The 18,091-nt window shown below is 50.3% G+C and carries 30 protein-coding genes; 5 read left to right on the forward strand and 25 right to left on the reverse strand.

Features of this window, described 5'->3' with window-relative positions:
* Nucleotides 1-733: 733 nt before the first annotated feature.
* Nucleotides 734-1,183: a hypothetical protein gene (locus tag ACEWFR_RS13360; RefSeq protein WP_374061512.1), complete on the forward strand. Its 450-nt coding sequence runs from the start codon at nucleotides 734-736 to the stop codon at nucleotides 1,181-1,183.
* A 9-nt stretch (nucleotides 1,184-1,192) separates the two neighbouring features.
* Here ACEWFR_RS13360 and ACEWFR_RS13365 read toward each other — a convergent pair whose 3' ends face one another.
* The 24 genes from ACEWFR_RS13365 to ACEWFR_RS13480 form a co-directional block, all read right to left on the reverse strand.
* On the reverse strand, nucleotides 1,193-1,510 hold the full coding sequence (locus tag ACEWFR_RS13365) for a hypothetical protein (protein ID WP_374061513.1): 318 nt from the start codon (nucleotides 1,508-1,510) through the stop codon (nucleotides 1,193-1,195).
* A 107-nt stretch (nucleotides 1,511-1,617) separates the two neighbouring features.
* Entirely contained in the window at nucleotides 1,618-1,938 is a 321-nt protein-coding gene (locus ACEWFR_RS13370) for a hypothetical protein (protein ID WP_374061514.1), read from the reverse strand.
* Between the two features lie 69 nt (nucleotides 1,939-2,007).
* Nucleotides 2,008-2,415, reverse strand: a complete 408-nt coding sequence (locus ACEWFR_RS13375) for a hypothetical protein (protein ID WP_374061515.1) — start codon at nucleotides 2,413-2,415, stop codon at nucleotides 2,008-2,010.
* 202 nt (nucleotides 2,416-2,617) lie between these two features.
* Entirely contained in the window at nucleotides 2,618-3,616 is a 999-nt protein-coding gene (locus tag ACEWFR_RS13380; protein WP_374061516.1) for a hypothetical protein, read from the reverse strand.
* Between the two features lie 73 nt (nucleotides 3,617-3,689).
* The gene (locus ACEWFR_RS13385; RefSeq protein WP_374061517.1) at nucleotides 3,690-3,902 is read right to left on the reverse strand and encodes a hypothetical protein; all 213 of its coding nucleotides are present in this window, start codon (nucleotides 3,900-3,902) and stop codon (nucleotides 3,690-3,692) included.
* 95 nt (nucleotides 3,903-3,997) lie between these two features.
* On the reverse strand, nucleotides 3,998-4,432 hold the full coding sequence (locus ACEWFR_RS13390; protein ID WP_374061518.1) for a hypothetical protein: 435 nt from the start codon (nucleotides 4,430-4,432) through the stop codon (nucleotides 3,998-4,000).
* Nucleotides 4,433-4,555: 123 nt separating this feature from the next.
* Nucleotides 4,556-5,311 carry a DUF932 domain-containing protein gene (locus ACEWFR_RS13395; protein WP_374061519.1) on the reverse strand — a complete coding sequence of 252 codons (756 nt, stop codon included), beginning with the start codon at nucleotides 5,309-5,311 and terminating at the stop codon, nucleotides 4,556-4,558.
* 478 nt (nucleotides 5,312-5,789) lie between these two features.
* A complete protein-coding gene (locus tag ACEWFR_RS13400; protein ID WP_374061520.1) occupies nucleotides 5,790-6,359 on the reverse strand; it encodes a hypothetical protein in 570 nt (189 codons plus the stop codon).
* Between the two features lie 29 nt (nucleotides 6,360-6,388).
* Entirely contained in the window at nucleotides 6,389-6,997 is a 609-nt protein-coding gene (locus ACEWFR_RS13405; RefSeq protein ID WP_374061521.1) for a hypothetical protein, read from the reverse strand.
* Nucleotides 6,998-7,041: 44 nt separating this feature from the next.
* On the reverse strand, nucleotides 7,042-7,554 hold the full coding sequence (locus ACEWFR_RS13410; protein ID WP_374061522.1) for an HNH endonuclease: 513 nt from the start codon (nucleotides 7,552-7,554) through the stop codon (nucleotides 7,042-7,044).
* Between the two features lie 14 nt (nucleotides 7,555-7,568).
* Nucleotides 7,569-7,745, reverse strand: a complete 177-nt coding sequence (locus ACEWFR_RS13415) for a hypothetical protein (protein WP_374061523.1) — start codon at nucleotides 7,743-7,745, stop codon at nucleotides 7,569-7,571.
* A gap of 59 nt (nucleotides 7,746-7,804) precedes the next feature.
* Nucleotides 7,805-8,113: a hypothetical protein gene (locus tag ACEWFR_RS13420; protein WP_374061524.1), complete on the reverse strand. Its 309-nt coding sequence runs from the start codon at nucleotides 8,111-8,113 to the stop codon at nucleotides 7,805-7,807.
* Nucleotides 8,106-8,513 carry a hypothetical protein gene (locus ACEWFR_RS13425; protein ID WP_374061525.1) on the reverse strand — a complete coding sequence of 136 codons (408 nt, stop codon included), beginning with the start codon at nucleotides 8,511-8,513 and terminating at the stop codon, nucleotides 8,106-8,108. The genes ACEWFR_RS13420 and ACEWFR_RS13425 overlap by 8 nt, the downstream gene beginning before the upstream one ends.
* Nucleotides 8,514-8,576: 63 nt before the next feature.
* Nucleotides 8,577-8,813 carry a hypothetical protein gene (locus ACEWFR_RS13430; protein ID WP_374061526.1) on the reverse strand — a complete coding sequence of 79 codons (237 nt, stop codon included), beginning with the start codon at nucleotides 8,811-8,813 and terminating at the stop codon, nucleotides 8,577-8,579.
* Between the two features lie 131 nt (nucleotides 8,814-8,944).
* Nucleotides 8,945-9,271 carry a hypothetical protein gene (locus ACEWFR_RS13435; protein WP_374061527.1) on the reverse strand — a complete coding sequence of 109 codons (327 nt, stop codon included), beginning with the start codon at nucleotides 9,269-9,271 and terminating at the stop codon, nucleotides 8,945-8,947.
* A gap of 92 nt (nucleotides 9,272-9,363) precedes the next feature.
* The gene (locus ACEWFR_RS13440; protein ID WP_374061528.1) at nucleotides 9,364-9,867 is read right to left on the reverse strand and encodes a DUF2283 domain-containing protein; all 504 of its coding nucleotides are present in this window, start codon (nucleotides 9,865-9,867) and stop codon (nucleotides 9,364-9,366) included.
* The gene (locus ACEWFR_RS13445) at nucleotides 9,864-11,621 is read right to left on the reverse strand and encodes a hypothetical protein (RefSeq protein ID WP_374061529.1); all 1,758 of its coding nucleotides are present in this window, start codon (nucleotides 11,619-11,621) and stop codon (nucleotides 9,864-9,866) included. The genes ACEWFR_RS13440 and ACEWFR_RS13445 overlap by 4 nt, the downstream gene beginning before the upstream one ends.
* 181 nt (nucleotides 11,622-11,802) lie before the next feature.
* Nucleotides 11,803-11,997 carry a hypothetical protein gene (locus tag ACEWFR_RS13450; protein WP_374061530.1) on the reverse strand — a complete coding sequence of 65 codons (195 nt, stop codon included), beginning with the start codon at nucleotides 11,995-11,997 and terminating at the stop codon, nucleotides 11,803-11,805.
* Nucleotides 11,998-12,002: 5 nt separating this feature from the next.
* Nucleotides 12,003-12,272, reverse strand: a complete 270-nt coding sequence (locus tag ACEWFR_RS13455) for a hypothetical protein (protein ID WP_374061531.1) — start codon at nucleotides 12,270-12,272, stop codon at nucleotides 12,003-12,005.
* Nucleotides 12,269-12,619 (reverse strand): hypothetical protein, encoded by a 351-nt coding sequence (locus ACEWFR_RS13460; RefSeq protein ID WP_374061532.1) that lies wholly within the window; start codon nucleotides 12,617-12,619, stop codon nucleotides 12,269-12,271. Before ACEWFR_RS13460 ends, ACEWFR_RS13455 begins: the two co-directional genes overlap by 4 nt.
* The gene (locus tag ACEWFR_RS13465; protein WP_374061533.1) at nucleotides 12,616-13,392 is read right to left on the reverse strand and encodes a hypothetical protein; all 777 of its coding nucleotides are present in this window, start codon (nucleotides 13,390-13,392) and stop codon (nucleotides 12,616-12,618) included. The genes ACEWFR_RS13460 and ACEWFR_RS13465 overlap by 4 nt, the downstream gene beginning before the upstream one ends.
* 5 nt (nucleotides 13,393-13,397) lie before the next feature.
* Complete coding sequence (locus tag ACEWFR_RS13470) at nucleotides 13,398-14,009, reverse strand: hypothetical protein (RefSeq protein WP_374061534.1); 612 nt, start codon at nucleotides 14,007-14,009, stop codon at nucleotides 13,398-13,400.
* Nucleotides 14,006-14,614, reverse strand: coding sequence for a hypothetical protein (locus ACEWFR_RS13475; protein WP_374061535.1), 609 nt, complete (start codon nucleotides 14,612-14,614; stop codon nucleotides 14,006-14,008). The genes ACEWFR_RS13470 and ACEWFR_RS13475 overlap by 4 nt, the downstream gene beginning before the upstream one ends.
* Nucleotides 14,611-14,919 carry a hypothetical protein gene (locus tag ACEWFR_RS13480; RefSeq protein ID WP_374061536.1) on the reverse strand — a complete coding sequence of 103 codons (309 nt, stop codon included), beginning with the start codon at nucleotides 14,917-14,919 and terminating at the stop codon, nucleotides 14,611-14,613. The genes ACEWFR_RS13475 and ACEWFR_RS13480 overlap by 4 nt, the downstream gene beginning before the upstream one ends.
* A gap of 100 nt (nucleotides 14,920-15,019) precedes the next feature.
* Between ACEWFR_RS13480 and ACEWFR_RS13485 the strand changes: the two genes are divergently transcribed.
* Nucleotides 15,020-15,799, forward strand: a complete 780-nt coding sequence (locus ACEWFR_RS13485; RefSeq protein ID WP_374061537.1) for a hypothetical protein — start codon at nucleotides 15,020-15,022, stop codon at nucleotides 15,797-15,799.
* A 319-nt stretch (nucleotides 15,800-16,118) separates the two neighbouring features.
* Entirely contained in the window at nucleotides 16,119-16,451 is a 333-nt protein-coding gene (locus ACEWFR_RS13490) for a hypothetical protein (protein WP_374061538.1), read from the forward strand.
* Here ACEWFR_RS13490 and ACEWFR_RS13495 read toward each other — a convergent pair.
* On the reverse strand, nucleotides 16,448-16,834 hold the full coding sequence (locus ACEWFR_RS13495; protein ID WP_374061539.1) for a hypothetical protein: 387 nt from the start codon (nucleotides 16,832-16,834) through the stop codon (nucleotides 16,448-16,450). The genes ACEWFR_RS13490 and ACEWFR_RS13495 overlap by 4 nt on opposite strands.
* Nucleotides 16,835-16,939: 105 nt before the next feature.
* Here ACEWFR_RS13495 and ACEWFR_RS13500 point away from each other — a divergent pair, with 105 nt between their 5' ends.
* Both ACEWFR_RS13500 and ACEWFR_RS13505 read left to right on the forward strand, forming a co-directional pair.
* Nucleotides 16,940-17,287 (forward strand): hypothetical protein, encoded by a 348-nt coding sequence (locus ACEWFR_RS13500; protein WP_374061540.1) that lies wholly within the window; start codon nucleotides 16,940-16,942, stop codon nucleotides 17,285-17,287.
* A 32-nt stretch (nucleotides 17,288-17,319) separates the two neighbouring features.
* Nucleotides 17,320-18,087 (forward strand): hypothetical protein, encoded by a 768-nt coding sequence (locus ACEWFR_RS13505; RefSeq protein WP_374061541.1) that lies wholly within the window; start codon nucleotides 17,320-17,322, stop codon nucleotides 18,085-18,087.
* Nucleotides 18,088-18,091: the final 4 nt, after the last annotated feature.

Raw genomic sequence — 18,091 nt, forward strand, 5'->3', positions numbered from 1 at the left:
ATTCTCTCCAGTAAGTAGTATCAGCGATTTTGCTGCTTTCGAGTTTACAAATAGTTTATCTTCCTCATCTATTTCTGGAATGTTGTGATTGTCGCGTTTCGAAAATCGGTTTTCGATTCTATATCACCTTACGTAACTGTTGTAAAACGTCTTTTTTATAAGTTGTGTAGAAGAACATTATTGACCTGGGCCTCCAACAGCCTGAATTATTTAAAAACTATTCGCTGATTGTTCCACTGTAAGCGGTGAGACCTTTATCGAAGATCTAGCAGAACCACCAGAGACAATCACAGTCGACGACAGAGAATACGATTTTATCGGAGTCGACGCAGCTGTAGGCCATACGCACTTCGCCCGGTACACTCCTGAACACGCGGAAGTAATTCTCGCCAGCTACAACGCTTCTGAAGACAGGTTCAGAGAGGACGACCGATGGAGACTCCAAAACGGCGACCCGGAACAAGCACTGCGAGAATACGCCTACCAGAGGCCTTGGGAAATAGAGGACGAAATCCCCGGCCACGACTTCCATTCGGTAGCGGATCCAGAGTACAACCCGGAGCTGAACGAAGCGCTCGGCGGAAGCATCGAACTCGAAGACGGAGAATACGTCATACCGTTCAGATCAGAGTTCGGAACTATAGCTGACATCCTCGAGGCCGAGTCACAGGATTCTAACGATATTTTTGTAAACTACCGTCCTGACTACTTGGAACTATCTCCGAAGGACGCTATGGAAAAGTACCAGTTAGAGCCTACGCTGAGAGGCCACAACGAAATCACTGGAACGAAGATCTTGGACGAGATCCACGTACTTGACCGGGGAAGCGAGGAGGTTTACACCAGTTTCCAGGTCGACGAACTCGCAGAAGACCACTTCATCGAACAGCTTCTTGAGGTCGAAGACGTGAATCGGGATGAGGCCGAGTTCTTCGTCGACACCTACACCAATATCAGAGGTACGATATGGGCCTTAACCAGCGACACAGAATATGTAGAAGAGAATCTGGATAAGGACGCCCACGAACTATTCAAAGCCCTTGGAGACACCGACGTATACCGCAACGAAAACAGTCCCGACGCTGGAAAGCTGCACGTCCCAGATCACCGAGACGACATGGAAGAAGAACTGCAAGAAGAGGAAGAGGACGACACAGTTCAAGCCGGATTCGACGACTTCTAACCGGCAACCTCACAACGAGTATTCTGGTTCCTCAGCTATTGAAAGAAAACCGGCTTCTTCACCATACTTCTCCTCAAAAAATTCTGTAAGCTCAGGCCAAACACCCTCCAGGAACTCATCCGAGTCAGTATTTTCGAAGGTGTACTGTATCATTTTCTCCGGGTGCTCGCCTTTGTCAGAGTCCTCGATCCATTCCTTGTTAGAGGCGTAGACTGTGACTTCCCAGTACTCGTCTTCTGGGATGAATCGGTCAGTTCGGTCCTCCCCCTGCAGATAGACAGGATCGACCATTACTGCTAGATCGTCATAGTCGAGGCTGTGAGCCATTCGGAAATGCTCGATGTGGTTCGAGATCTCTGATTTGTGTCGTTCGTCAAAACTCAATCCAGTACAACCTCCATCTTCCAGCTATTACCGCGTTCACCGCTACCCAGTTAGACGTACTCATCTGGGACCTCTGGGTAGCCAAGGAAATCAACTTCCCCGCCGTACTCTTCCTCAAACATTTCTACTGCAGCGGGATAGACTACACCCAGAAACTCTTCAGCATCCATCTCCGGGTAATCCATCGTCAACGTCATATTCGCAGTAGCATCCATCTCAGGATCTCTCAACCACTCAGCGTTAGTAGCATAGATCAAGAGTTCCCACTGCTCATCCTCCTCCAATAGTTGTTCGTCACTGGCGATATCCTCAAACTCGCGGTACCAGGGATCCAACAGCACTCCCATCTGCTCGTCGTCGACACCGAACAAGTCTTGGTAATGCTCGATCCTGTCGAACGCATAAGCCGCTGAATCTCGTTCTAAACTAACTGCTGATTCTCACCTCTGTGTCGAGTTAGTGCCGTTCACAGGTGGCTCACTCTGCTCAAGTCCTGGTATGGCTGGAAGGTTCTCTGAGAGGAAAGAACCGATTCCATCTACCGCACTTCCTGCTGCAGAACCCAATGCGTCTGAAACAGTGTTGACCGCTGACTTCGCTACGGCTGAGGCATTATCTGGGAGAACCGGGCCGTCAATTGTCATCGGCAAGGTGTTGTTGTTCAGGCCTGGTATCTGAGAAAGAGGATTCTGACCTGTAGTATTTGAAATGTTCTCGGGTATTTGCTCACCAATGTTTTCTGGAGCTACATCGTTCGGTGTTTCACCCGGTTGTGCAGCTGCTGATGATACAGACAGCAGGAAAAACAGTACACCCGTAGCTACGGCGAAGCGCTTAGTTCGGCTCATAAACACTGTAATGTGAAATACTTCTTATAAAACAACAGGCAGAGGATTTCACTCTACACAGTCGACCACACACATCGCGGCTTCCTGCTCAGAATCATGCTCGTCACCACAGATCTCACAGACAAACTTCTTCGAAACCAGGTCAAGAGCTTCCACAACCTCCTTACCGCTACTCAACTCTGGATCACACCTCTCTGGTTCATCATGAGAAGAGGCCGGTAAACCAGTTCCAGAAACTCTCTATCGGGTTCGGCTTTGGATCAGTTACTGGTTTTGGATCGGTTACTGGTTCCTGAGTGTCGTCTTCTGGTTCTTCGACTTTCACACGGACTGTTGAACTGACCGTGTTCCCATCTCCGTCGGAGACCTCGACATCAAGTTCTTTGACGCCGGTTTCACCGTAATTCAAGACGATCTTGTCTCCCGTCTTCCCGTTACTCCATTCGTAGGAAAGACCGGTACTGTCAGGATCCGAGGCCTCAACACTCACCGTGAATGGTTCAGAGACGTTGACTACAAGAGGTGCGTCTACTGACTCGATTTCAGGCGGTTCGCTTGTCTCCCCACCGTCGTCACCCGAACCATCGTCTGAACTTCCGTCGTCACCGCCGCCGCTACTTCCATCATCTCCACTACTGCTTTCACCTACAAGGAAGACGTGGCGTGGAGTATCAGTTAGGACGTTTCCGCTGCCATCGCTCATGTAGCCAGTTGCAGCGTAGTAACCATCATTTGTTGAAGGAGTCGAATAGCTCACACTCCAGCCGTATTCAGTTCCCTGGCTGATATCTACATCAAAACCGGTGTAGCTTGACTTTGATTCGACAAATTCGCCGTTTTCACAGCTGGAGTCATGACACCGGTATATCTCTACAACCTTGACCTTGCCACCGAGGTTGAAATCCTGCTGTGCCTCTGCACTTACATCAAAAGAAATCGTTTCACCAGGACTCACCTGATCTGGAGCTGAAACACTGGAGAGCGGTCCAAAACTGATGTAGTCATCTAGGAAGCCCAGAAATCCTTCCTTGCTTCCCTCACTCATATTGATGTCGTCGTTCTCAGTAGAGACCTGCTCCGGGTATGGAATGAAGCTGTCAGAACTGTTTTCTGCACTGCCGGAAACAAAAACCGCTGATACTGCTAAAAGTAGTATTAAACCAGCTGCTGCACCTTTCCCGCTTATCACCTTATCGAACATCGAAAAAATCGAGGCCTCCTATATCTGAATTGAAATCTACTACTTATAAAACAAGAGGCCGGTCCTCCCGGAACTACTCAAAGTACTCCAGTAAGGCCTCATAGCTGTCGTCCAAGAGCTCTATCGCTTTATCCCGGTGCCACGGAGCCCTGTACGGCTCCTCAATCTGGAACTGAGGCCCACCATCCTCAAAAGTCAGATACATGCCGAAAGGGACATCCCCGTCCTGAAACTCGCCGTCAGAAACATACTCCTCGTGGATACTGTGCTGATCCCTGTCGATCATGTACCCCCATTCGATGTTATCCTGCAGCTGCTCCTCAAGAGTCCTGCCGAACTCGTCGACATACTCCTCTCCCTGCTGTTCTGCAATCTCTCAGATCACCATTCAACCTGGTCGGCAGATTCCGCAAGTTCCAGGGGAGAACTATCATAGCCTTCAGCCAATACACGGCCTCCATCAGCGAAGTACTCATCAAGACCCTGCTGCTCCGTCAATACATCAGTAGATTCCTTGACCTTCTGATTCCCGCTCTTCCGAAGGACAAGGCCTGTGTAAGGCTCTTTGCCGTGTTTATCGGCCTGTCTCTCAAGATACTGTTCAGCTTCCGGTACAGACCCGAAGAACGGGTTGACCATATCCTCGCCAACCTCAGTGTGGTATACGATTCCGTCTTCCCCGCTCCAGAAGTACTCTGTCCGGCTACCACCGTCAGGCAGGATATCTTCGCCCTCAAAGCCGGCATCCTCACTTAATTCTTCAATCCGCTTGTCGTAGTGGGCGACAGGTGCGTAATTGAACAAGCCCCATTTCATTTCACGGTCGCGTGGAGCCTTGAGGTATAGCCAATGCGGTTTCTCGTTCTCGACAAAATCTTCTAACTCGTCTCTCTCCGACTTCAACTGCTGTGCTGCATCAGAAATCCTGTATCACCTCCTTTAGGCCTCAATTCCGTAGGTTTCCATCAATTCGCCCAGCTGCTCTTCTTCGCCTTCCCAGTACTCCTCGGCATCATCGTAGTTGGTCAGTTCGTAGGCACGGTCCTCGATAGTACCTCTCGCCATTTCCTCGTAGTCAGGAAGCTCGCCGTGGAAATCAACAAGATCTGAGGCCTTTTCCTGGGCTGTATTGATGACGTGCTGCGGAAGATCGTCACGAGCGTTGTGAGTCAACTGATTTGTAGCGACCTGCAGGGTTTCGTAAACGGTCGGGTTGCTCGGATCCTCGACAACCTCGTCATATGTACGGGCGATATCGGCATGGTCTCCTTCGATGTAAAACGGAAGATCTAGGCGATGCTCGAGAAACTCGAACGCAGTCCACTCACTGTCTAACTCGATCTCCTTCATCTGGTCGTAACGATCCTCCACCATTTCCGCGTTCTCAACGACTGACCGGGCCAGTTGATGGAACATTGTAGGATCCAATTCATCGTGATGGGTCTGGCGGACGCTCATCACGTCTACAGGCAGGGTCATCCCGTTACTGCAGACCAAACGTTCCTCGAAGTACTGGCCTTCAGTAGCCTTTCTACCGTCGTTACCTGAAGTGATCTTCAATCCGATAGTGGAGGGGTCATCTGTCTCTCCAGGGTTGATCTCGATCCCGTCGAAGACTCCTTCGTTGGTGTATCTGTGGAAGGTATCCGAGGTCTTGACTTCGCCTTGGAAGTTGAAGTCGTGGTCTTCTTTCAAGGCCTCGACAGCGTCAGCTGTGTACTCTGTGATGTCCCCGAAGTCGTGGAGAACGAATCTGTTGTCGTTGGAGGAGACTACCCCTGTTAGTATGTCTTCACCGCCGTCCTGAGTCCACAGAGATCTCTTATATCCTGCTTGGCTCCATTCGTCTCCGTCTTCGCCTTCAAGAAGTGCTAAAACCTTGCCGTCCGTTGTTTCTGGGAACTGTTCACCGATTTCACGTAATTCGTCGACGTCGTCGTACTGCAGTTTTTCTCCTACTACGATAGAGGAATCACCATAGAACGGGTTCAGGAAATAGAACTTATAAAATGTCAGGTGGGTTCAGCTGTTCCACTGGAAACCACGGGGTCTTGAGTGCTGTTCTCAACCCTGACTCTCTTCCTCAAACTCCTGAGACCCGCACTTCGGACAGATATCCATCGCGTCCACCAGCTTGTCACCACAGTTCGCACAATGCTTAGCCATACATCATTCACCGTAGATCGGAGAGTTTTGTTTGCTCGGTTTCGTCCGGCAGATCCCCAGATCCGAGTTCCGTGTTTTCCCGTATCTCGCTGTAGTCCGGCTCCCTGAGGATATCCCACTCTCTGTCCTTGATGTACCTCTGCAAGTAGTGCGTTCGTAGATGTGTGAACCGGTCTGTGTCGTCCTCTACTTGTTCGAGCTCGCCCTCTAACGTGTGCTCAAAACGTTTGACTTCGAGGAATTGATCTACGTCTCTCCAGTAATGCGCTAAATCGTCGGTTGTCTTCCCCAGTAATTCGTACTCCTCGTCCTCCCTGTCTGGATACGAGAATCGGAGGCCGTCGCTTGGAGGGGGCTGAGTCGCCTCCCGGTACACCTCCTTTCCGGTGTAGTAGTTGATTCCGGCCTGGATCATTTCTCTGTGCAGCTGGGTGACGTCGTCCACAGGAAGATCCGGATAACTTCGATCCTCAGTAGCAGTGCTGAAATGGAGGTCGGTAAAGATCTCACCAGGATAATCGTAGTCCTCAAGAAGATCTTCCGCAGTCGCTTCGTCAACGCCCTGGACCTCGGTCAACTGCTGGATATGCTGGTCAAGAGGTTCATCTAAACTGATTCAGACATCACCCTCTGCCACCAGATCTTAGAAAAGGAGTTTCTGACAGCGGTGGAAATCCGCACTCTCTCCATCCAGAACTCCTCAACCAGGCTCAAGATTTTGAATGGAGTGGCAGCGAGGGCTACAGGATATGTTGCCAAGTTCTTGAACGAGAGATCTCTATCCTCGAAGACCGTACCCTGGTCTGCCTTGTTCTCATCCACCACGAACAGGTGATACAATGGATAGAGAATGAGAACCGTCGATCCTACGCTTGACAAAACATATCCTAGAAGGCCGGACAGATGCACTGACCAAAATGTAACGACGAAAGCAGGGATGACTATAGCTGCGAACCTGATATCGTACTTATCCGGTTCTGACCTCGCCCGGTCAAGATGATGGTTGACCTCGTGCTTGACAACATCGTCTTTAATCTCTTCGTCAAGTTCCTTACTGACTCTAATCTTGGGGAAAGGCAAAGCAGTATACTCTGCACCGCCTTCCTGACCGAAAACCAACTCTCTGAACTTGACCAACATCCTGTTTCCGTAGCCCAGTTGCTCCGTGGGCACCTCATAGATCGGGATAGGGTCACAGTCCTGGAACTTCTCCAAGTGCTCCTCCGTGATTTCAACACACTCAGGATTGTCCTCTTCTCTTACTCTGATGCCGTATCACCGTTTTCTGTTCTTGCGGTTTTGTCGGTGTCGTCGAAGAAGTCGAAGACGTTGGGCTCGCCTCGCCACTTGTCGGATTTCTCTCGGTTGCAGGGAGCGCAGGTGATCTGCAGGTTGTCTTCATCGAACATTGCACCGCCCTTCGACACAGGGTGGATATGGTCCAGCTCCATCTTCCGGTGCTCTATGTCGTATTTCTCTTCGACTCTCTGGATTACGTGGTGTCGATGTGAGATGTCCTCTTCTTCTCTGACCTTCTCGCAGAGTTCATCGAATCGTTCCTTGTCGTAACCGCAGACTTTGCATACGTGGTCTCGTTTCTCCATCACTCGTTCACGAACCTTCTTCCAAGTGTAGAGCTTCTGGGTGGCGTAGGCAACCTCCTTGCATCGGTCGCTACAGTAACGTCTCTTCCTGCTATCCTCTGGGATCTCGTTAGGACAGACCGCGCACTTGCCCTCTTCTACCTGTGGGAACAGTTCTCCGACTTTCACCACTTCTCGACGCCCTATACAGCATCACCTCTCTCCTCAGCTGGATCTAGAGTTTCTTCTGCCTCTTTGAGCGTGGTTGGGAAGATCATCTTGTCCGGGTTCTGCTCCAAGGCTTCGTCAATTGCGTCTTCGTGTTCCTCGATGTAGTCTGGGACGCCGGCGGAAGCGTAGAAAATCTCTGGCTCTTCCAAGTCTGTGCCGTCGTAGGCCTTAGCGATATAATAGCCGTCAACCTCTCTACCGTCGACAATTACTGGTGATTCTCACCTCTCTCAGGGTATCTAACCGGCAAATCAGGGTTTAAGGGATTTAGCATCAAGGGGTCAATCTGGTGCCTCCAGTGCTCCCGCTTCATACGAGGATCAAACGTCATCGCCTCACTGCAGAACCAGCATCTGTACACCGGAGAGTACCAGTTAGCGTAACCCTCCAGTTCGACATCTCCGATACCGCAGTAAGTACAGATCTTACTCCACTCCTCAGGAACCTCAGGATACCTGTCCGGAATCTCCTCAATCTCATCAATAGAAGTATTAGAGATCTGCTTATGTTCAAACATCTAAATCTTCACCTCTCCGGGGTATCCAGTACGGCTCATTATTAGAGAACTTCTCCACTCGTTCAAGCTCGACGTCGTCCAGGTACTCGTCGACGACGTCTTCCGCAAGATCCACAGTGACTGCTCCTGTACCGGTGCTGTTGAACCGTACATCCATGCAGGGGCCATAACCGGCCTTGTTCATGACTCCGGCACGGCTGCTCCAAGGCCCCTTCAACGTGACTTCCTCACCGTCTACAGTCGTGATATCGTAGTGTCGGCCTCCGTACCCGTCCTGCTGCCCGCCGTCCCAGGCAAAGTAAGAAGCAAATCCGTCGTCACTCTCAGCGTACCAGAGCCCTTCTTCTACAGAACCCTCGTACTCGAGCTCATCTATCGTAGGAATATCATCAGCTTCCAAGTGTAGCCTTGGATCGTTACCGAGATCTTCCTTCCAGTCAACGTCACCGTCGTAGATGTCGATTCAGACACCACCTTTCGCTGCTATTTCTTTAGCTACATCCATCGATTTTCCATGCCTACCATTGATATGGGAGATCAGGCCTGAACGATTCGAAATACCTTGTCCGCATACCTTGCAGGAGAACTGTTTCTCACCGGTCAATTCCTCCAAGGCCTTTCTCCGGCACTTCCCAGCCCACTTTCCGAGGCCAGGAGATTCATTATTTCTAAGCAGTTTAACCAGTTTTTCCTCGTTCACCTTCTTCTTCGGCGTGTTCCGATTCAGACCGATATGTGAATGGGTCCTGCAGATACACTCTTCCTCACCTTTTCTAAAAATATGCCAAGTGGACCCGCTCGCACCGGCATTCGTCACCAACAGAAACCGTTTCAAGAGCCATCACCTCCTACGCTTTCTCGTTCAATATCTGCTGTTGCTTCCAACGAGACCTTATCTCTCGGTCTGCGAGCACTCGAACCGCTCCCCCTCTTCAACAAGGTGAACCGGTCATTCTCCTCTCGGTAACCGTCCTGAGGAGGCAGCGCTGACTCAGCTTTTGCCAAGAGACCTGGCCGGTCATCATGCAGTTCCAAGGAAAACGGGAACACCACTTCCTCGAAAACAGCCTGGTAGTTCTCGTACTCACTATCCCAGTAAAAGTCGGGTTCCTGCTCAACGATCTTTTCCTCGTACTCTTTCGGCGTCCACGGATTCAACCCGACACGATGCTTTGCCCGGTTCTTCGCGTGAATGTTGAAGTAGACGCCTTCTATGTTCTCAATACGCCGGATCTTCTCATCGTCAGAAATCAGTTCTTATCACCCTCTGCATCCTCGTCTTCCAGTTCATCTTTGAGGATCTGAATACCGTGAGTGCCAAGCTGAAAGCCTGCCTGCTCTACAAGTTTACGAGCTCCTTCGGCCTCTTCCCTGGAGTCGAAGTCCATCGCCTTCTTCAGGTCAGCCAGCCAGAGATGTATATTATCTTTCCGGGCAAGCTCTATTTCCTCTACAGAGTCATGCTCATAGTTGACTAAATCGAGTTGTTCAGATTCGAGAGAGACAGCTTCTGGTGTTCCGTGAAGTAGGGCAAGGTACGCCGCCGATTCAAGGCCCTCAACACCGACTTCCTCAGTCTGGAAGAACTGTTCAGGTATCCGGTCTGAGGCCCAGATCTCCACGGACACCAACTTCCCATCCTCATCGAAATCAAGGTTCACACCGGTCTCCGTATCTACTGTCTCAACTGCCTCATACTCATCTACTAAATCCAAGACTGCAGTGCCGTGCTCCGGATCATAGAAACGCCTCACTCACTATCACCTCCTTCGTTGATCTTCTGCAGAAGCTGCTTCTTCACATCTTCAACGTCGCTGTCCTCAGGATCGTAAGGCCTCAACTCGTCTCTGACTTTCTGCTCCGTAGCAGGTTTGATACTACCGTCCGCATTCTTCTGGACGAAGCCTCGGTCTTCTAAATCGCTCATATCGTTGTATACATCGCCGTTCTTGAACCCGAGAGCTCCGTTGGCCCAATCCTTCTTCGAAGACAAGGTCTTGCCCTTCGCCTCTATGAACAGCAGCAGCTTCTTCTGCCGCTGACCCAGCTCCTCAACCTCGTCCATCAGGCTGTTCACTGCGTCTTCCTGGAAGTCGGAAAGCACAAGATCCTCGATATCAGAGACAGACTCTCCCGTCGAAGCAGTGTCGACTTGACTGATTTTGTCGTCAACGATGCTCTCGACATCGTCCTCAGATAATCCTCCTTCGACCGTGACTTCTCCTTCAGAGGCAAGGCCCAACTGCTGGAACGCAGAACGCAGAGAGTTCAAACCCTGAAGCCTGGACTCAAATTTCTCCTCTAAGCCGTCGTACTCATCCTTCAAATTCTCGTATTCTTGCTTCAGCATCTCCAGGCTCTCTTCTTTCTCATCGAGCTTCCTCCGGAGCTTTTCGTTCTCTTCCTCCAATTCCTCAGCTCTCTCAGAGATCTCTTTTACATCACTACTTGAAGAAGAATCAGGTTCGTCAAGGCCTTTCAACGCCTTCCGTAGCTCTTCACGATTCTCCAAGGCCTCCTGCAGCTCCTCATTCTCATCCTGGAGCTGCTCGACCTTTTTCTCAAGCTGCTCTACCCGGCTTTTCTTCTCTTCACGTTCCTCTACTCGTTCCTCGATCGAGTCCTGGATCTCGCTGAGAACCTCCTGCTTTTCTGCACTGGTCTCAGGGATCTCGAACTCTTCCTCACGAGGATCAGGACTGCGTCTTTTCCGGACCTTCGTAGGCCCGACCAAGTCTCCACCAGTCAGGTTATCGCCACGGGCCAAGATCTCTCCGACACCGAGTTGGTCAATAAGATCTCTGTCGATATTCAGCTTCTTCGCTACCTTCTGGGCGTCCTCATTCGCTAATCCGTGGACAATCCAGTCCTTACACAGGGAGATGACGCCGTTGTGGAGGAAGGCCCTTCTCTGGTACGAGACAATCGCTGAGATTCCTTTGTTCCCTCCCTCAGTACAGGCCTTGATGATCTGGCCTCTACACATCTTCACGTTGTCATCCAGATCCGGCTCGGGAGCGTTATCCTTCGGAGCCATGTAATGCGCCTCATCGATAACAAGCAGCGACTTCGTCCTGCTCCCTGCTCTGTACTTCTCATGGGCGCGGTCATTCAAGGAGCGGACGGCTTTCCCAGCTGCAAGGTGGACCCTGCTCTCCTCCTGGCTGTAGTCTGAGTAGGTGGAGACATCGAGAAGGATCTTCATTCCCTTGTCGAGAATCCAGTTACCGATCTGGTCCAGCTCCTGAAGAGGGACTACAAGATCGACTGCCACCTCTTCCTTCCCACCGACTACAACGATATCATCGTCCTCATGCCTGACCGTGGAGAGAGCGCCGACACGCTCCACAATCAACGTCGGAATATTGACCTCAGCCAGATCCTCGAGGATTACTGCTAGCGAATTAGTCTTACCTGTATCTGAGGTTCCTTCGACAGAGAGCCTGAAATCCTGAATCTCCGCAGGATTAAACGAGATCTCTCCCAGCTCTATCTGTCCATTGCTCACTCCATATCACCTGTAGACATCTCTGGGGTTGGGTGACGTTTTCCACATCTGTCGCATTTCCACCCTAGAATAGTCTCTCCAGTTTTGGATACATCGAAAATCCAGGCATCCATTTCTTCTCGAAGATTTTCATGAACATATGAATCAGTGTGGTTTCGGCCACACCTTTGGCACGTCCACGTCACTCTATACCACCTTCTTCGTCAAAGATCTCGTCTTCGTGAAATTCAAGTTCGCCTTCCAGATCTTCCAAGGCCTCAATCGCCGTTTCTCTATTCAGATTTTCCTCTATTTTCCAACGCTTCAGAAGCTCTTCGAGTTCATCTCGGAGCCCTTCCACGTTACCGTGTTGAACATTCGTTGGATCGTCTACCATAGCATCTATACACCTTCTGTAGTATTGATTTCTGTATCTGAGTCTCTGATTAGCAGGAAGCTCCAGGCCTCACCATCATCTACACACTGGACTACTAACCCAGATTCTGTAGCCTTGACAGAGTTGTTGTACTCAAGGTCGATATCCTGGGACTTACAGTACAGATCTAGCTCAGAGGCCTCAGCATTAGTTACACTTGAACCGATCACAGCGGAGAAAAACGCTACAAGGACGAAGGCAACTCCAAGCAAGGTCCGTTTCTTCGTCTTGTTCACTGCTGGCTCTCACCTCCTTCGTCGTCAGCGCTGTCGTACGACATCATTTGGAGAATCTGTTCTGCCTCTTTCAGGTTGTCGAGAGTTCCGTACAGGTCGTCTTCCGAGACATCCTCGTTCCTTGCTAATTCCTCAAGGTCCAGTTCGATCTCTCCCTCAACCCAGGCCTTCCCTGTCTCGGACAGATACCAAGTTTGCTCTCCGTCCTCCGGTTCCCCGTTCTTCAGAATGCCGATTTCCCGAAGATCATACATCGACGTCAAGGTGATCACTCCATCGGAGGCCTCCTCTGGGTCATACTCGTCCTTCGGAGGAAGCTTTTCAGAAATATCCTCTACCTCACTCACTGCGGGTTCTCACCTTCTGCGTTTTCCTCGTCACTGATTTCGTCAAGGCTCTTATCGGTGCCAGCTGCAATCATCACTGCCTTAATCCGGTCTTCTACGTCCTCAAGAGACTCGAAGTAGTTCTCCGAGCCGATACTCGGCTTACCTCCATACTGGTTGGCAACCCAGGAGGCCTCCTCAGGTATCTCTTCCTCACTCCAATCAGATTCAAAATGTCTGTATGCCGGATTATCGATCTTCATCACACGGAAGTCAAAACTCCGCTGGTCTTCGCCCTCGCCTATACCGAACTGGTAAACGTAGAAGTCAGTATCCTCTACATCAGGGCCGGTCGGCGGGTTAAACTCCCTCTTGAACTGCTCAATATCGATATCCTCTTTGGTCAACTCGCCGTCGTCGGACTGCTGCTTCTCGTTTCCAGCCTCAAGGCGGTCCTTTTGATTCTGAGCTCTGATCTCGCTTTCCTTCTCTATTTTGCCGAGAACTGCGTTAATCTGCTGCTTCTCCTCTTTGTCAGGGAGAATCTGAAGGAGAGCCTTGAGAATCTTGTTAGCGGTTTCAGCTGTAGAACCTGCCTCGTTGATAGCTAAGTCTTGGTACCTGAAGGCGGCAGCTGCCTGTTCCCAGTCTTCGTTTTCTTTCGCCTGCTCCATATGGTAGCCGGCGAGGTCCTGAAGCTGTCTACGGCTAAGAGCCATAACATCCTCAGATTTTAACGCTTTTACATACTCGTCGAAATCTTCAAAATCTTCTCTGCGTACTTCGTTTTCCATAGCATCTATACACCTTCTTCTGAGTCTTTCTCTGTTTTTTCTGCGTAGCTGGAGTCAAGGAACTTGCTGAACTTGTCTCGGGCGGAGGAAGTGAGCTCGTCCTCGTGAGTATACTGCTTCGCGGGGTAGTCGTCAGGGTTTAATCCGAGCTGGTAGTCCATCTCCCGGACGTAGTCAACGGTATCGCCGGGAGACAATCCGGTCTCGTTGGTCAAGTACAGGTGGAACCGTCCCAACAGCTCCTCACCCGATTCAAAATCAATGTCTTCCAACTGTTCCTGCACTTCTTCGGGAAGGCCTCCGAGATCAATGTCGTCTTTCTCTGTAGATCTAGCTTCCAAATCTTGGGCTGTTCTCAGGTTTTCCCTGGCAGTGTTGATCCTGGTCTCAGCCTTCTCTAACGTCCTCTCTACTTCCTCTAAGTATTCAGGAGCGCCGTTACTGCCCTGGATGAAGTCCTGAGCGATTTCCTGTATCTGGAAAGCACAGTCCTCGCAGAGATCTCCAAGTTGCTGCACTATCTCGGCTTCATTGGTCCACGTTACACCGTGGGAATCGCCGGGCTTCAAAGGTTCACCACATGAACGGCACTCGTCTCTACTGTCACCCTCACTCACTGCTGGTTCTCACCTCCTTCATCTTCGTCCTCGTCGAGCTGCTCTTCTACATCGGCGTGGACCGCGTCAACCATCATATTTAGATCAACTACATCGGTAGCATCAACGGTCTCAATACACCAGTCCCGGAACTCCTCGATCTCGGGAACAGTACTGTCGCCCTGAATGTGGTCCCAGATCACGTTGAGAAATTGCCTATTCCTCTGACTCATTTCCTCGAATAACTCAGTCTCAACTACCTTCTCGTAGCACCGAGCTCTAACTTCCTCGCCGTCATCGTACAGGTTTCGTGCGTTGTCAAGAAGGTACAACGCGGCCTTGATTTCGTTTGGTACAGGCCTTTCTTCCATGTTCCCGATACTGTCTTCTCGACTGTTGATGATCGGACACGCCGAGTGAACCACTACTGGGAAATTCTCCTGGTCGTAAAGACAGTACCCGAGGCCTGTAACCTCTAAACGGTACTTTTCGTTTTCAGCAACCGACTCATCTTTAGAATCGTGTTCAAGTACTTCTTTGATCGATAACTCAGGAAGGCCTCTGACAAATTCAGTTACTTCCTCTATATCAGCATATTCTATACTTTTAAAATCGTCTTCATTCACTGGTGGCTCTCACCTCGAAGATCTTGATAAAGCAGTGAACCGAGGTTATCCGCGATACTGGAGTCGGAGTTGAGCTGCCAGTGCTGGGTCTTTGATTCCACATCTGCCTCCTCAACGAGGCCTGCTTCTTTGAAATCCTCCCATCGCCGGTACAGCGCATCTGGAGAGACATCGGCTGCTTCCGCGAGAGACGTCTTGCTGTAAGGCATCTTCGGGTTTTCAAGCAGTACTTCTACAATCTCCTTCGTCACTGAGTCAAGGAAATGATGAGGGTTCACAACGTAATCATCCATCGTTTCTGACATAATAACCGACTGTGTAGACGAGCTTTTTATACCTAATCCTGACTGGTCCGATGCCTTCAGGTTACCAACTACTCTACAACCGATTATGTCTCAGAATCCTATGGAGGCTCTTATCGGTCAGTTCTCCCGGTTTGCCGTTAGTACAGACTTAGATACCAACGACTGGGTAATGGCCGCTACAGAGTTCGGTGTAAACGAAACCCTGAAAGATATCGACCGGTTCCACGCCAGTTGGAACCACAGAGATAACGACCAACAAGCCAATACAACCCAGTTTCTCAGAGAAGTAGCCGAGGAAGACGAAGAGAAAGCAGTCGGGGTTATGAAACGGATCTACACATTGGCAGACACCGACTCAGATACCCTGGAGAAATACCCGGCTCTAGAGATCTTGGAAAACCAGGATCCCGGTACAGGAGTTCTCCACACCGCATTCCGCTCCGAACAGTTTATCGACATTGACAACGTCCCAGGTACATTCTATCCAGATCTCGTCGACGACATCAACCAGTGCTACAGCCTCGGTGTTAACGACGCCACGCTCGTCTTGACACGGAAACTTCTGGAAAACCTGATCATCGATATTCTCCGGAAGGAGTACGGGAAACAAGAGATAGATCTGTACTACCTCCCGGACAACAGACGGTTTCAGAATTTCAGCACACTCCTCAGCAACTTCGAGAAAAACTTAGGCGACTTCGAACATCTGTCTTCAGGCCTTGACAGCGATTTCATCGACGAACTGGATTCTTTCCGACAGGATGCCAACGCAGAGGCCCACTCTATAGAAACCAGTATCACCGAGGAAGAGATGGATAACTACCGAGAACAAGCCCAACACTCTGCTCAAGTCCTTTTCCGAATCCAAGAGAACATGTGATAGAGACCGGCTATTCCAGGGAAATCGCAGTAGACCGCTGTCATAATGACTGGCGGTAAATTAGTATTTTAAAAAAGGCCTATGGGAAGCACTTACTCTGTCTACCGATAGTTCTCTAAGAATCTTTCAGCTTTCTGTTGAATCAAATCGATGATACTCAAACCCCGAATTTATGCAAAATCATAAAGATTGAGAAAGCCTAAAACACTTCTATGCCTTACTGTCCGTGGTGCCGGGAAGAGTTTGACCACGACGTGTTCTGCACAGACTGCGGGAAAGCCGTCGCACTCAAAACCGAACCCGGAAGCCGAAATCAAGCATGAATGAAGAACTGTACGACGACCATGATATTCCCAAGGCCTACACCATAATCGAACGCCTGGAAAAAGTCGAGGACGATATGAACGCCAGTACAGACAAAGGAGAATCCGGGGCAACTCCGTACTTCAACATCACCGCGAACATCCGAGAAGAGCTCGCAGTATACCTCGGTATCAACCAAGCCAGGATCATTCAGGACCTGCTTCTGAACAAAGAGTTCGAACAGGTATACGACCTCCTCAACCAGTACTGGGAAACCTCAGTGAGAAACACCGTACCCGCCGAAGAACTCGACGACTGGACACCAGACAAAGACAAACCCTCAAACTAAACCCTGGTAACTATGCCTGGATGGAACTCGTCCTGAAGACGGTTATCCCATTCTCGCATCTGCTCCAACGTCGCGTCCAGCAATTCTTCGTCCTCATCAATATCGTACACACTGCCGTCCTCCGTTTTCAATTGATACGGCGTCCAACTCTCTAGATCCTCTGAAATATAGAAACGGGTTTTCACCACGTAATCCCGGCCCAATGCTTCTTCGTGGTACTCGCCTACTGCCAATTCATCGCCGTAGAAATACTGGATCTCCAAACGAGTACTGCCAAGACCCGTATAGAAACGGCGCTCACTGACATCAAGATCGTTGGTGCTGTAGACGTCTTCAGACTCGAGAATCCTTCTTGCCGCATCGAAAGAGAAATCGTCAGTCACTGCTTCAGTATTTCCTCGCCGTCTTTTTAATTGTATTTCAGAGGCCCGGATTCGCTGTTGAGGAAACCTCAGAATTTATGCGTCTGCCTAAACGTACTGGTAGGTATGGAAGACGAAGTCGCTGACGTCAGAGACCTCTCACAACTACTTGCCGTCGAGGAGAAGTACGGGTACGTCGACGAGGAAGAGACCTGGCTCACCGCACAGTTCAACGAAGACGAACAAAAACACGAGGACGCGGTCAAATTCTTCTTCGTAGCCACGCCCGTCGACGGAACTCCCTACGTCCTCACCCACAAACAGTTCCAAGACCTGGCAGAGAAAGGAGCACAACTCCACCACGAACTACCCAGTGACATCGAGAGAAAGGCCTACACACCGGAAAACAGGCAGGAACCCGATGAAGGCGGAAGGTACGTCCTCGCCCTCTCCCAGAAAACCATCCAAAAATGACGGGTGAACCTTCGTGGTCTCCCAGTGTCTCCGTGATCGGAGTAGGAGAGACAGGGGCGAAAACAGTCCGTAACATCGACACAGAGACCAAGGCCAATTGCTACACTGTACGAACAGAGCCACAGCTCGCAGCCTGCTTCAAAGACGTCCAGGAAAACGACTTCCTCTTCCTATCCGCCGACCTATCCGAACCCGACGTAGAGAACCAGGTCCGGGAACTTCTCCACCACAACCAGGGAATCTCCATCCTCTTCGCTGAAGGCCTTACACAATTACCCGAGCTTATCGACGAGGTGAACCTGTTAATCCCCGTCCAAGTAGATTACCTGTTCCAGGGATTCATCTCAGCTGCTATAGCCGATGTCTTCGAGTCAATGATGCCGATGACAGTCCACGATCTCGGCCACGGCGACATCAAAATCTTCGCCGGCAAAGGCCTGGTTGCGGAGCTGTTCATCGACACCCCTCGAAACAAGAAACCATTCCCTCTTACCTCGCTCAGAAACTGCGAAAACCCTGAATCCGTCCTACTGTTCCTGTGCAGCGGAGAAAAACAGTCCGTGGAGAAAATTTACTCCAAGATCGAGGAATACAACTTTCCTGACGACGGCAACGTGCTCTGGGATCAAAGAATCCACCCCCGATACACAGGAACCCCTCACTTCAAACACTTCGTCACATACGAAGGCCTCGAAGAAAACCTGGACTGGAAAGAAACAGAGGACCAAAACCTCGGACAAGATAGCGAGAGTGTGAACATACGAGAGAGCAGCTTCTTCTCCCGGAAAAAAGAAGATTAGAGGG

The sequence above is a fragment of the Natrinema sp. H-ect4 genome (assembly GCF_041894845.1).
Taxonomy (GTDB): domain Archaea; phylum Halobacteriota; class Halobacteria; order Halobacteriales; family Natrialbaceae; genus Natrinema.

What these genes read in the sequence shown, in the direction of transcription:
- ACEWFR_RS13360 (WP_374061512.1), top strand. Translation starts at nt 734, where the DNA reads ATGGAAAAGTACCAGTTAGAGCCTACGCTGAGAGGCCACAACGAAATC.
- ACEWFR_RS13365 (WP_374061513.1), bottom strand. Translation starts at nt 1,510, where the DNA reads ATGGCTCACAGCCTCGACTATGACGATCTAGCAGTAATGGTCGATCCT.
- ACEWFR_RS13375 (WP_374061515.1), bottom strand. Translation starts at nt 2,415, where the DNA reads ATGAGCCGAACTAAGCGCTTCGCCGTAGCTACGGGTGTACTGTTTTTC.
- ACEWFR_RS13380 (WP_374061516.1), bottom strand. Translation starts at nt 3,616, where the DNA reads ATGTTCGATAAGGTGATAAGCGGGAAAGGTGCAGCAGCTGGTTTAATA.
- ACEWFR_RS13385 (WP_374061517.1), bottom strand. Translation starts at nt 3,902, where the DNA reads ATGATCGACAGGGATCAGCACAGTATCCACGAGGAGTATGTTTCTGAC.
- ACEWFR_RS13390 (WP_374061518.1), bottom strand. Translation starts at nt 4,432, where the DNA reads ATGAAATGGGGCTTGTTCAATTACGCACCTGTCGCCCACTACGACAAG.
- ACEWFR_RS13420 (WP_374061524.1), bottom strand. Translation starts at nt 8,113, where the DNA reads ATGTTTGAACATAAGCAGATCTCTAATACTTCTATTGATGAGATTGAG.
- ACEWFR_RS13450 (WP_374061530.1), bottom strand. Translation starts at nt 11,997, where the DNA reads ATGGTAGACGATCCAACGAATGTTCAACACGGTAACGTGGAAGGGCTC.
- ACEWFR_RS13465 (WP_374061533.1), bottom strand. Translation starts at nt 13,392, where the DNA reads ATGGAAAACGAAGTACGCAGAGAAGATTTTGAAGATTTCGACGAGTAT.
- ACEWFR_RS13480 (WP_374061536.1), bottom strand. Translation starts at nt 14,919, where the DNA reads ATGTCAGAAACGATGGATGATTACGTTGTGAACCCTCATCATTTCCTT.
- ACEWFR_RS13485 (WP_374061537.1), top strand. Translation starts at nt 15,020, where the DNA reads ATGGAGGCTCTTATCGGTCAGTTCTCCCGGTTTGCCGTTAGTACAGAC.
- ACEWFR_RS13490 (WP_374061538.1), top strand. Translation starts at nt 16,119, where the DNA reads ATGAATGAAGAACTGTACGACGACCATGATATTCCCAAGGCCTACACC.
- ACEWFR_RS13500 (WP_374061540.1), top strand. Translation starts at nt 16,940, where the DNA reads ATGGAAGACGAAGTCGCTGACGTCAGAGACCTCTCACAACTACTTGCC.